Origin of the sequence: Methylobacterium sp. AMS5, assembly GCF_001542815.1 — a bacterium.
Taxonomy (GTDB): domain Bacteria; phylum Pseudomonadota; class Alphaproteobacteria; order Rhizobiales; family Beijerinckiaceae; genus Methylobacterium.
In genome coordinates this window covers 3,368,233-3,379,661 of the sequence record NZ_CP006992.1, presented here as the reverse complement: position 1 = coordinate 3,379,661, position 11,429 = coordinate 3,368,233, and the positions used below count along the sequence as shown (strand labels likewise).

Annotated in this window: 11 protein-coding genes; 4 read left to right on the top strand and 7 right to left on the bottom strand. The window is 70.3% G+C overall.

Features of this window, described 5'->3' with window-relative positions; genetic code table 11:
- Positions 1-199: 199 nt before the first annotated feature.
- Together cysG and Y590_RS15205 are read right to left on the bottom strand one after the other, a co-directional pair.
- Positions 200-1,657, bottom strand: coding sequence for a siroheme synthase CysG (cysG, locus tag Y590_RS15210; protein ID WP_060770594.1), 1,458 nt, complete (start codon positions 1,655-1,657; stop codon positions 200-202).
- 115 nt (positions 1,658-1,772) lie between these two features.
- A complete protein-coding gene (locus Y590_RS15205; RefSeq protein ID WP_060770593.1) occupies positions 1,773-4,460 on the bottom strand; it encodes a nitrate reductase in 2,688 nt (895 codons plus the stop codon).
- Positions 4,461-4,679: 219 nt separating this feature from the next.
- Between Y590_RS15205 and Y590_RS15200 the strand changes: the two genes are divergently transcribed.
- On the top strand, positions 4,680-5,120 hold the full coding sequence (locus tag Y590_RS15200) for a DUF779 domain-containing protein (RefSeq protein WP_060770592.1): 441 nt from the start codon (positions 4,680-4,682) through the stop codon (positions 5,118-5,120).
- A 133-nt stretch (positions 5,121-5,253) separates the two neighbouring features.
- On the opposite strand, the gene egtD is transcribed toward Y590_RS15200, so the two are convergent.
- Entirely contained in the window at positions 5,254-6,231 is a 978-nt protein-coding gene (gene egtD, locus Y590_RS15195) for an L-histidine N(alpha)-methyltransferase (RefSeq protein ID WP_060770591.1), read from the bottom strand.
- Positions 6,232-6,277: 46 nt separating this feature from the next.
- A complete protein-coding gene (gene egtB / locus Y590_RS15190) occupies positions 6,278-7,540 on the bottom strand; it encodes an ergothioneine biosynthesis protein EgtB (RefSeq protein WP_060770590.1) in 1,263 nt (420 codons plus the stop codon).
- Positions 7,541-7,761: 221 nt separating this feature from the next.
- On the opposite strand from egtB, the gene murI reads away from it, so the two are divergent.
- Positions 7,762-8,637, top strand: coding sequence for a glutamate racemase (murI, locus tag Y590_RS15185; RefSeq protein ID WP_060770589.1), 876 nt, complete (start codon positions 7,762-7,764; stop codon positions 8,635-8,637).
- 9 nt (positions 8,638-8,646) lie between these two features.
- Here murI and Y590_RS15180 read toward each other — a convergent pair whose 3' ends face one another.
- Entirely contained in the window at positions 8,647-9,204 is a 558-nt protein-coding gene (locus Y590_RS15180; RefSeq protein ID WP_060770588.1) for a metallophosphoesterase, read from the bottom strand.
- A 349-nt stretch (positions 9,205-9,553) separates the two neighbouring features.
- Between Y590_RS15180 and Y590_RS27365 the strand changes: the two genes are divergently transcribed.
- Complete coding sequence (locus tag Y590_RS27365) at positions 9,554-9,679, top strand: hypothetical protein (RefSeq protein ID WP_256371244.1); 126 nt, start codon at positions 9,554-9,556, stop codon at positions 9,677-9,679.
- Positions 9,676-9,873 carry a hypothetical protein gene (locus Y590_RS15170; RefSeq protein ID WP_060770587.1) on the top strand — a complete coding sequence of 66 codons (198 nt, stop codon included), beginning with the start codon at positions 9,676-9,678 and terminating at the stop codon, positions 9,871-9,873. The genes Y590_RS27365 and Y590_RS15170 overlap by 4 nt, the downstream gene beginning before the upstream one ends.
- 61 nt (positions 9,874-9,934) lie before the next feature.
- Here the strand turns inward: Y590_RS15170 and Y590_RS15165 are convergent, their stop codons facing one another.
- A complete protein-coding gene (locus Y590_RS15165; RefSeq protein ID WP_060770586.1) occupies positions 9,935-10,279 on the bottom strand; it encodes a diacylglycerol kinase in 345 nt (114 codons plus the stop codon).
- Positions 10,276-11,331 (bottom strand): AbrB family transcriptional regulator, encoded by a 1,056-nt coding sequence (locus Y590_RS15160; protein ID WP_060770585.1) that lies wholly within the window; start codon positions 11,329-11,331, stop codon positions 10,276-10,278. The genes Y590_RS15165 and Y590_RS15160 overlap by 4 nt, the downstream gene beginning before the upstream one ends.
- Positions 11,332-11,429 lie beyond the last annotated feature (98 nt).

The following is an 11,429-nucleotide window of genomic DNA, read 5'->3' as shown; positions in this document are numbered from 1 at the left end:
CTCGAAGGCGGAGTCTGTGGAGGCGGCCCGACGGGCGAGGCGGCCGCGTGGAAATGTGGCCCGACAGATGGCCTCGCCGAAAGGGGACGCGGCGGTCCGAGCGTGTCGGGCAACGCCCCTCAGATCACAGAGCCGGGGCGTGCCGCAAGCCCGCGCGACGCCGCAAGGCCCTGCGGTCGCACGAGCCTTTGCAGCAGGTTCAGGAGGCTTCGGCCCGGATCTCGACGTCCCGGTCCGCGCTGCGGGCGTTGTGCCGGCGCAGGGCTTCCCCGACCATCAGGAGTGCCGGGCCTTCGAGCCCCGAGGCCTCGACCCGCTCGGCGAGGTCGGCGGCGGTGCCCGCCACCGTCGCCTGCTTGGCCCGGGTCGCGTTGAACACGACGAGGGCCGGCGTCTCGGGTGCCAGCCCTTCGGCGACCGCTCGCTCCAGCAGGACGCGCAGCGTGCGCTTGGGCATGTAGACTACGGTGGTGACGCTGCGGTCGGCGAGCGCGCTCCAGTTCAGATCCTCCGGCAGCGCGCCGCGCCGGTCGTGGCCGGTGACGAATTGCAGGCGCCGGGCCGCGTCGCGATGGGTCAGGGAGACGCCGAGCGCCGCCGCCGCACCCTGCGCCGCGCTGACGCCGGGGACGATGGTGCAGGGAATGCCCGCGGCCTCGCACGCCTCGATCTCCTCGCCGGCCCGGCCGAAGACCAGCGGGTCGCCGGATTTCAGGCGCACCACCTGCTTGCCGGACTTCGCCAGCGAGACCATCAGCGCGTTGATGTCGTCCTGGCGGCAGGAGGGGCCGTGGCCGGTCTTGCCGACCAGCATGGTCCGGGCCTCGCGGCGGGCATAATCGAGGATCTCGGGGGCGACGAGGTCGTCGTAGAGGATCACGTCGGCGTTGCGCAGGGCCCGCAGTGCCTTGAGGGTGAGGAGTTCGGCATCGCCCGGCCCGGCCCCCACCAGCGTCACAGCGCCGCCGAGGGGCAGCGCCTCGGCCTGACCCATCAGGTCGGCGAGGTCGGCCTCGGTCGGTGTGCGGTCGGGCTCGGCGAAGGCACGGTCGGTGAAGCGCTCCCAGAAGCCGCGCCGCTCGGAGAAGCCGTGGAAGCGGGCCGAGACCGCCTCGCGCCAGTCGCGGGCGGCCGCGACCCAGTGCTTGAAGCCGCGCGGCAGCATCGCCTCGATGCGCGCCCGCACCGTCTGCCCGAAGACCGGGGCGGCGCCCTCGGTCGAGATGCCGACGACGAGCGGCGAGCGGTTGACGATGGCGCCGAACTTCACGTCGCACAGATGCGGCCGATCGACCGCGTTGACGATGGCACCGGCCGCGCGCGCTGCTGCGACGAAGGCGACGCAATCGTCCTCGTCCTCCATGGCGCCGATGGCGAAGGCCGCGCCCTGCAGGTCTTCCGGGGTCCAGCGGCGCTCGTGCAGCGTCACCGAGCCGGCGGCGATCTCGGCCGGCACGCCGCGCAGTTCCTCGCTCGGCTCCTCGGCATAGACATCGACCCGGGCGCCGGCGGCGGCGAGCAGCTTCACCTTCCAGGGGGCGCCGCCGTTGGAGCCGGCCAGCACCGCCCGCTTGTCCTGGAGCGGCACGAACACGGGCAGCACCGCCAGCGGCTCGAGGCCGGCGCGGGTTTCGCGGGGTTGGCGGGGCGTGCTCATGGTCTTTGTGTACGACTCGACTCGAGGTTCCGGTCGGCCTCGCTCATCCGAAGAGGTTGCTTTGCAGCACGTCAGGATGAGGGCGAGAGCGGGACGGGGAACCTGAAAACTGCCCCTATGCGGCGCTGCGCGCAAGCGCCGGCGACAGGAGCTTGCGGATCTCAGGGATGCACGAGCCGCAATTCGTTCCTGCCTTGCAGGCCGCGCCCACCGCCTCGACCGAGCCGGCCCCGGCGGCAATGGCCGCGGTGATGACGTCGAGCCCGACGCCATGGCAGGCACAGACCACCGGCCCGGCCGAGGCCGTCGCCGCACGGCCCGAGAGCAGGGTACGCCGGTCGATCACCTCGATGTCGGGGGCGGCAAACACTTGCTTGGCGAGTTCCCAATCCGGCCGCCGGTCGCCCGGCGCCACGGCGAGCGCGGCCACGAGGCGGTCGTCACGCGTGACGGCGCAGCGATAGAGCCCGCGGGCGTGATCGACGTACTCGGCCAGTTCGTGGCCGGGGAACATCCCGCGCACGGACAAAGCCATCTCCCGCGAGCCCTCCTGGGTCGCGAAGACAAGGCCCGAGCCGCCGGAGACGGTCGCCCGTGCCCACCACCAGCCGGCGGGGGCGGCCTGGGCGTCCCGCGTCAGCAGGTAGCCGCGGGAGCGGTAGGCGACCGCCTCGACGGAAGCCGGTGTCGCCTTCAACTCGGGCTGGCCCGAGACCGGATCGGGGATGCCGCGGGCCAGCGCCGCCGCGCGCCCGTCCGAGGCGGTCATGTCGCTCCAGTGCATCGGCGCGAAGATCGAGCCCGGCAGAACGGCGTCCGTCACCGTGACTTCGAGGATCGCGCTGCCGAGATCGGTCGCGACGCGGGCAAATCCCCCGTCGCTCAGGCGGTAGCGGGCCGCGTCGTCGGGATGGATCTCGACGAAGGGCACGGCGCGGTGGGCCGAGAGGCGCTGGCTTTTGCCCGTGCGGGTCATGGTGTGCCAGTGGTCGCGGATGCGGCCGGTGTTGAGCACGAGCGGGCGCTCGGCGGTCACGGGCTGTGCCAGCGCGGGCGGCTGCACGGCGACGAAGCGCGCGCGTTGATCGAAGGTGTAGAAGCGCCCGTCGGCGAAGAGCCGGGCGCGGCCCTTCTTCGCATCCGGCCCGCGCTTCGGCACCGGCCACTGTATCGGCAGGTGGGCGTCGTAGGCGCGCTCGCTCATCTCGGCGAGGCCGCCGAGGTCGAAGTCGCGGGTGCCGTCGTTCTCGAAGGCCGAGAGCGCGGCGTGCTCGCGGAAGATCTCGGCGGCGGAATTGTAGCCGAAGGCCTCGCCGTGGCCGAGGCGGCGGGCGACGTCGCAGAGGATCGCCCAATCGGCCCGCGCCTGCCCCGGCGCCTTCAGGAAGGCGCGCTGGCGCGAAATGCGCCGCTCGGAATTCGTCACCGTGCCGTCCTTCTCGCCCCAGGCGAGCGCGGGCAGCAGCACGGTCTTCTGACCCGTCGCGCGGGCGCTGTCGCTGGTCGCGACCGCTTCCGAGACGACATAGAGGTCGAGCTCCTTGATCGCCTCGCGGATGCGGTCGGCCCGCGGCATCGAGACCAGCGGATTGGTGCCGATCACCCACAGCGCCTTGATCTTCCCGCGCTCGATCGCTTCGAACAGGGCGACCGCCTTCATCCCCTCGCCGGTGATGATGTTGGGCGCCCGCCAGAAGCGGCGCACCCGGTCCACCTCCTCGGGGGCGAAGTGCATGTGGGCGGCCAGCATGTTGGCCAAGCCGCCGACCTCGCGCCCGCCCATGGCATTGGGCTGGCCGGTGAGCGAGAGCGGGCCCATGCCGGGCTGGCCGATCCGCCCCGTGGCAAGATGGCAGTTGATGATGGCGTTGCCCTTGTCGGTGCCCTGGGCCGACTGGTTCGCGCCCTGGCTGAAGGCGGTGACGACCCGCTTCGTCCGGGCGAACAGCTCGAAGAAGGCCTGCACGTCGGCCTCGGCCAGCCCCGTGGCGCGGGCGGTGGCGGCGAGATCGGGCGCGATCTGCCGGGCGCGCTCCAGGGCGCCTTCGAAGCCTGCGGTGTGTTCCTCGATGAAGCGCCCGTCGAGCTTCGCCTGACCGGCGAGATAGGCGAGCAGGCCGGAGAACAGCGCGGTGTCGCTGCCGGGCTGGAGGCCGAGATGGAGGTCGGCCTCCTCGCCGGTCTGCGTGCGGCGGGGATCGACGGTGACGATCTTGGTGCCGCGCTTGGCCCGTGCATCGACCATGCGGCGGAACAGGATCGGGTGGCACCAGGCGGCGTTGGAGCCGACGAGCACGATCAGGTCGGCCTCGTCGAGATCCTCGTAGCAGCCCGGCACCGTGTCGGAGCCGAAGGCGCGGCGGTGGGCGGCGACCGCCGAGGACATGCACAGCCGCGAATTGGTGTCGACATGCGGCGTGCCGAGGAAGCCCTTGGCCAGCTTGTTGGCGACGTAATAATCCTCCGTCAGGATCTGGCCGGAGAGGTAGAAGGCGATCGCGTCCGGCCCATGCTGCTCGGCGATCCGCCGCAGGCCGCCGGCCACGGTGCCGAGCGCGCCCTCCCATGTCACGGTCTGGCCATCGACGGTCGGGGCGAGCAGCCGGTCGCCGAGATCGACCGTCTCGCCGAGTGCCGAGCCCTTGGAGCAGAGGCGGCCGAAATTGGCCGGATGTTCGGGATCGCCGGCAATCGCGACGCCGCCCTGCGCGTCCGGCGTCGCCAGCACGCCGCAGCCGACGCCGCAATAGGGGCAGGTCGTCTTCACCGCAGGCGCGGCGAGATCGGGGGCGGGCTGAGACATCGCGAACCTCGGCGGATCATTTCGCCACACGGACGTTTCGCCTGGAATCGCAAAAGTCGGGCCGCTCCCTCTCACGCCACCGGGGGGGCCGAAGGGCCAAGCCGTCTCAGACGGTTCGGGCCGGGCTTCGTCTGCTATCCTCGGTCGCGCTTCAAGCCGCATGGATATCCGCTGCCTCAGCCTCAGATAGCCACACGAGACCAATCAGGAGAGGAAACCATGAGCGAGTCCGCGACCCCCGCCGCCGAGCGGATCGAGCCCGTGACCGCTGAGCAGGCGGACAATGCCGGCACACCCTTGCGGGTGACCGCGACGCCGGCCGCGCTCGAACTGATCGAGGAGCTGAAGGCTGCGTACGGCCCGGTGATGTTCCACCAGTCGGGGGGCTGCTGCGACGGATCCTCGCCGATGTGCTACCCCGTGGGCGACTTCATCACCGGCGACGGCGACGTACATCTGGGACAGGTCGGCGGCGCGGATTTCTTCATCTCGCGCTCGCAGTTCGAGGTCTGGAAGCACACCCACATCATGCTCGACGTGGTGCCCGGCCGCGGCGGCATGTTCTCCCTGGAGAACGGCCGCGAGAAGCGCTTTCACATCCGTTCGCGCCTGTTCACGAGCGCCGAGAACGAGGCGTTGTCCGGCGCCTGCCGGCTGTAGGCGCGGGGCGTCAGCGCAGTCCGATCTCCCTGCGGCTCTCCGCGGCGAGTGGGGCGAGGCTTGCCGCGGTGCCAAGCAGGGCGCCCCGGCGTCACCGCGGCAAGCTGCACCATCACGCCATCAGCGGCGCAACTCAGCCCTCCCGCCGCAGGACGTGGACCGAGAACAATCCGTCCCGGTCGGTCCAGGCTTCGAGCGAGGCCCAGCCGGCGCGGGCGGCGAGCGCCCGGAAGCTGTCGAGCGTGTATTTGTAGCTGTTCTCGGTGTGGATCGATTCGCCCTCCGCGAAGACGAAGCTGCGCCCGGCCACACGGATGGTCTGTGCCCGGCGGCTGACGAGATGCATCTCGATGCGCGAGGCGGCCTCGTTGAAGAAGGCCCGGTGCGCAAAGCTGTCCGGGTCGATCTCACCATCGAGTTCGCGATTGATGCGGGTGATCAGGTTGAGGTTGAACGCTGCCGTGACCCCGGCCGCGTCGTCGTAGGCCGCTTCCAGCACCGCCCGATCCTTCACGAGATCGACGCCGAGCACGAGCGTCGCGCCCGCTCCCAGGATTCGGCCGAACACGTCGAGCAGGCGAGCCGCTTCGCCGGGTTCGAAATTGCCGATGGTCGAGCCCGGGAAGAAGCCGGCGAGCGCCCGGCCGCCGAAGCCCTCCGGCAGTTCGAAGGCTCGGGTGAAGTCGGCGACCACCGGCTCGACGGTGAGTTCGGGGAAGTCACCACGCAAGGCCTCGGCCTGCTCGCGCAGGAAGTCGCCCGAGACATCGACGGGAAGATAGGCCGAGAGCCCCGGCAGGTGCCGCAGCAGGCATCGCAACTTGGCGGTCGAGCCGCTGCCGAACTCGACGAGAGCCGCGCCCTCCGGCACCAGGGCGGCGATGTCGGAGCCGCGCTCGTCGAGGATGCCGAGCTCCGTCCGGGTCGGGTAGTATTCCGGCAGGACGGTGATCTGCTCGAAAAGGACGGAGCCGGCGGCGTCGTAGAAGTACTTGGCCGGCAGCGCCTTCGGGCTCGCGCCGAGCCCGTCCCAGACATCGGCCTGGAACAGGCCGTTCTCGGAGATGGGAGCGGCGGGGCTCGATGCCGTCAGGCGGGGATCGATCGTCAAAGGCTTACTCCGGGACCGCGGGAGGGTTGAGGGCGAACGGGTGCGTTCAGCTCCCGGCATCGGCGAGCCGCAGGCCCGTGAACTGCCAACGCTGGTGGGGGTAGAAGAAGTTGCGGTAGCCGACCCGCCCATGCCCCTGCGCGGTCGCGACCGAGGAGCCGCGCAGCACGTACTGGTTCGACATGAACTTGCCGTTGTACTCGCCCAGCGCACCGGGCACCGGCCGGTATCCCGGATAGGGGCCGTAGGCGCTGCGGGTCCATTGCCAGACGAGGCCGAAGGCGTCGTCGATCAGGCCGTCGCGCGCGGCGACCTCCCACTCGGCCTCCGTCGGCAGGTCGCGCCCGGCCCAGCGGGCATAGGCATCGGCCTCGTAGTAGCTGACATGGGCGACGGGGGCCGCCGGATCGACGGGCTTGCGGCCGGCGAGCGACATCATCGACCAGCCGTCCGCCCCGCGCCGCCAGTAGCCCGGCGCCTCCCAGCCCTCGCGCTGAAGTGTCACCCAGCCGTCGTTGAGCCAGAGTTCGGGCCGCGCGTAGCCGCCGTCCTCCATGAAGGCGAGCCAGTCGCGGTTGGTCACGAGGCCGCGATCGATGCGGGCCTCCAGCAGCAGGACGTCGTGGCGCGGACTCTCGTTGTCGAAGGCGAAGCCATGACCGTCGTAGCCGATCTGGGTGATGCCTCTTTTCAGGGCGGACCGGCCGGCGGATGCCTGCCCCGCAGGCAAGCTCCAGCGCGCGTCGTAGACCGGATCGAGCGGATTCTGCGCGAAGGCATGCAAGATGTCGGTGAGCATCAGCTCCTGGTGCTGCTGCTCGTGGTAGAGGCCGATCTCCAGGATCGGCAGCGCCCGCGCCAGGGCCTCGTCGGCGGCCTCGCGCAGCCAGACCGACACCGCGCGATCGACATGGGCGCGGTAGGCGGCGGTCTCCTGCGCCGTCGGCCGCGTGATCAGGCCGCGCATGAAGCGCGGCTGCCGGGGACCGGCCTGCACGTAGTAGGAATTGAACAGGTAGTGCAGGCGCTCGTCGAAGAGGCGGTAGCCCGGCTGATGGTCGCCGAGAAGGAACTGCTCGAAGAACCACGTCGTGTGCGCCCGGTGCCACTTGGTCGGGCTCGCATCCTCCATCGACTGGATCTGCTGATCCTCCGGAGAGAGCGGGGCGGCGCGGCGCTCGGTCTCCTCGCGCACGGTGCGGAAGGCGGCGATCCAGGCGTCGCGATCGATCGGATGGGCGTCGAGCGGGGGCGGCGGGAAGGCCGCGCCGCTCTCAGGGTGGGTGAGACGTGCTGCGCCGGCTGCCATTGTTGGAATCTCTTCCTCCGTTGCGCGCCGGAAATAGATGCCGAACGCCGTATGACAACATGGAGGCCCGCCAAGCTGTTCGTCGCACCCCTTGTCGCACCTCTGGCCGCAATCGCCCGAGCCGCAGCCTTTTTGCAGCCGCAGTGAGATGTCCTTAACCGTCGCCGACGGACACTCGCCCCCCCACGGTTTCCACGGATGCGCGAGCCCGGGCGGCGGTCATGCGGATCGATCTGATGGCAGGGGCGACCCTTTCAGCGGCATTGCCGGCCCGGAATTCTCAGCCGGTCATCCTCGTCTTCGATTCCGGCCTTGGCGGTCTCACCGTCCTGGAGCAGGTGCGCCGCGCCCGGCCGGACGCGGCCTATGTCTACGCCGCCGACGACGCGGCCTTCCCTTACGGCGCCCTGACCGAGGAACGGCTCGTGGCGCGGGTGATCGCGGTGATGGAGCGGCTGCTCCTGCGCCACGCCCCCGACCTCGTGGTGATCGCCTGCAACACCGCCTCGACCCTGGTGCTGCCGGCCCTGCGCCAGCGCTTCGTCACGCCCATCGTCGGCGTGGTCCCACCGATCAAGCCGGCCGCCGCGCTGACGCGGACCCGCCTCATCTCCCTGCTCGCCACCCCTGGCACCGTGGCGCGGGCCTATACCCACGATCTCGTGGCGAACTTTGCGGGCGATTGCGCCGTGACGCTGGTGGGCTCCAAGAACCTCGCGGGCTATGCCGAGGCCGAGATGGCCGGCGAGCCGGTCTCGGACGCGGCGATCCTGGCCGAGATCGCGCCCTGTTTCGTGGAGCGGATGGACGGAGCGCGCACCGATGTGGTCTGCCTCTCCTGCACCCACTACCCGCTGCTGCTGCCCCGCTTCGAGCGCCTCGCCCCCTGGCCGGTCACCTGGATCGACCCGGCACCGGCCATCGCCCGCCGGGTGATCCAGCTTCTCGGAGAGGTGCCCGCGCAGGCGCTCGACGCGCCGCCCGCCTGCGCCGTGTTCACCGGCGGGGCCGGGCTCAACCCGGCGCTCGGCCGCTCGTTGGAGCGGCGGGGCCTGTCCGAGACGGTGATCGAGGCGATGCCGCTGACGCGGTGCTGAGACGGGCCTTCAGCGCATCGCCCGCGCCGCCAGTTCCTCCGGTACCCGCGTCGCCGCATCCTGCCGGGCAATAATCTCCGAGAGAGCGACCGGCGAAAAATCCCAGGCATCGACGCCGACGTCGCAGGAACGGGTGGTGTCGGGCAATGTCGCGTGGGTGTGGCCGTAGAGGTGCCGGGTCTCGCGCCACAGGCCGGGCCAGGCACGGTGGGCGTAGTGTGCAAGGAACAGGCGCCAGGACTGACCCGCCTCGTCCGACACCGAAATCCGGATGCTTTCCACCGGCGGCTCGGCCCAGGGTAGGTTGAGCACGCGGTTGCTGTCATGGTTGCCGCGCACCAGCCGCTTGATGCCGTTGAGCCGAGCGAAGACGCGGGCGCAATGTTCGTGGCTTGCATGGGCGGCGAAGTCGCCGAGATGCCAGACCTCGTCCGCAGTCCCGACGCGCGCGTTCCAGCGGGCGATCAGCGCCTCGTCATGCGTCTCCGCGGAAGCGAAGCCGGTTCGCCGGCGCTCGACGAGCCTGGCGTCGCCGAAATGCGTGTCGGCGATGAAGAAGGTTGCCATGCGTTTTTCACGAAGATGTGAGATGCTTCGATAGGCTCAAAGGGGAGGAGCCGGCGTCGCGAGCAGCACGATCCCAACTCGCTCGACGCATCCGGGTCTCCACCGCGAACAATAGCAAAAGGTACAATGATGCCGATCTGCTGGCCGCAGCCAATCGAGGGGCGGCCCGATCACCGCGGATGTGTCGAAATGCGCATCATTTTTCGCGGGACTTGTGGCGAAGTGTCACCTGTATCGCTCGGCGCACCTGTACAAACGTGGTAGCGCGGCGGCCATGCCGGTTTGGACAAAAATCCTTATTGTCGTCGCCATTGCCGTGATCCTGACGGCATGGGGGTGGATGCTGGACTTGAGCCTGTCCGCCGCCCATGCGTGGCTTCTCGACCGGATCGGCCATACGGGGATGCGCCTTCTGATCGGGATGATGGTGTTCGCGGGGGCCTGGGCCCTCTGGAAGGAGACGGAGGATCGATGAGCCGCCCTCTCGCCGTCGCGCTTCTGGCGCTGTCCCTCTATCTCGGCGTGCTGGATTGCGCCGTGAATCTCGGCTTCTCGACGGTCCATGCGTGGCTGCTCGATCTGGTCGGCCGAACCGGCCTGTGGATCGTGATCGCGGCCACCCTGTTCGGCGGTACTTGGGTCGTCTGGAGCGAGCAGGAAGACGGCTGAGGCTCTTGTTTTCGCATCGTCTTTTTTCCGAAAGCCGGCAACCACCTTTCGGGACGATGCTTTAGAGCCGGTCGATCACCGCCGCGCCCCAGATCAGGGCAGCGATCACCTGCGTCAGGAACGCACCCGCCGAGGCCAGGTCCTTGACGATGCCGATTCGCTCGTGCCGGCCGGGATGGAGGTGGTCGCACAGCTTCTCGATCGCGGTGTTCAGGAGTTCCGCCCCGAGCATCAGCAGCAGGCTGGCGATGAGCGCCACCCGGACCCACAGGCTGCCGCCGAGAGCGAGCGCCACGGGCAGGCCGAGCGCCAGCAGGACGAGTTCGAGCCGAACCGCCCGCTCGGTGCGCCCGCCATGGACGAGGCCGCGCCAGGAATTCAGGAAGGCGAGATAGAGCGCGGTCACGCTCTCTCTCCCGGAACCGCCCGGGCGATCCATTTGGCGAGGATCGGGCCGGTCGCCAGCACGACGAACAGGCGCAGGGTCTGCACCGCCAGCACGAAGGACACGTCGGCCCGCGACCCGACGGCGATGATCGCCACCGAATCGAGCCCGCCGGGACTGGTGGCCAGGAAGGCGGTGAGGAAATCGATCGGGAGCCAATGCGTCAGGACCCAGGCCCAGACGCCGCAGAGCAGGATGATCCCGGCTGTGGCCGTCAGCACGCCCGGCAGCGCGTGAAGCGTCTCTTCCAGGGTGCGCCGGTTGAAGCGCAGCCCGACATACCAGCCGATCGCCGCGTAGGCCGCATCGAGCACCGGCCCGGGCAAGGCGATGTCGAGGAAGCCGGCGGCGTGCAGGCCCGCACCGAGCAGCATCGGCCCGATCAGGGGGGCGGAGGGCAGCCGCAGCAGCGACGCGAGGCCGAACCCGGCGGCGGCGACCGCGATCGTCGCCGCGAGGCCGGGCCAGCTCCACGTCTCGCCGGGCGCGCCAGCGGCGGACGGGCCGGCGACGTCGGTGAGGAGGCGCGCGGCGAGCGAGGCCGAGAGCACCACGGCGGCGACACGCACGTATTGCATGAACGCGACCAAGCGCGGGTCGGCGCCGTAATCCTCCGCCATCGCCACCATGGCCGCGGCCCCGCCCGGCGAGGAGCCCCAGGCCGCCGTCGTGCCGGGCAGGACGCGCAGTCGCGTGAGCGCCAGCCCGGTGAGCGCGCCGGCCGCCACCGTCACACCGACGACCGCGAGGATGATGAGCCCGTCCTCGTGCAGGGTCGCCGCGATCTCGGTGGTTGCGGAGCGGGCGACGAGGCAGCCGATCACCGCCTGGGCTGCCAGGAAGAGCGGCCGGCCGAGCGAGAGCCCGGCGCCGCGAACCCCGAAGGCGATCGCGGCGAGCATGGGTCCGAGCAGGAAGGCGGCGGGGAAATGCGCGCGGCTCAGGCCATAGGCGAAAGCGGCCGAGACGGCGACGAGCGCCGCCCAGCGCAGGAGGATGCGGGTCTCGGGCACGGGCTTGAATGCTGAGTGACGCGCAGGAAGAGGGAAAAGAATCGCGCGAGGCTCGCGCTACACGCTCTTCCGCAAACTGTCACGGCGATCGCTCGAAG

Bases quoted from the DNA above. Each gene is read 5' to 3' on its own strand.
- Y590_RS15200 (WP_060770592.1), top strand. From the start codon at position 4,680: ATGAGCGAGTCCGCGACCCCCGCCGCCGAGCGGATCGAGCCCGTGACC.
- cysG (WP_060770594.1), bottom strand. From the start codon at position 1,657: ATGAGCACGCCCCGCCAACCCCGCGAAACCCGCGCCGGCCTCGAGCCG.
- egtB (WP_060770590.1), bottom strand. From the start codon at position 7,540: ATGGCAGCCGGCGCAGCACGTCTCACCCACCCTGAGAGCGGCGCGGCC.
- murI (WP_060770589.1), top strand. From the start codon at position 7,762: ATGCGGATCGATCTGATGGCAGGGGCGACCCTTTCAGCGGCATTGCCG.
- Y590_RS15205 (WP_060770593.1), bottom strand. From the start codon at position 4,460: ATGTCTCAGCCCGCCCCCGATCTCGCCGCGCCTGCGGTGAAGACGACC.
- Y590_RS15170 (WP_060770587.1), top strand. From the start codon at position 9,676: ATGAGCCGCCCTCTCGCCGTCGCGCTTCTGGCGCTGTCCCTCTATCTC.
- Y590_RS15180 (WP_060770588.1), bottom strand. From the start codon at position 9,204: ATGGCAACCTTCTTCATCGCCGACACGCATTTCGGCGACGCCAGGCTC.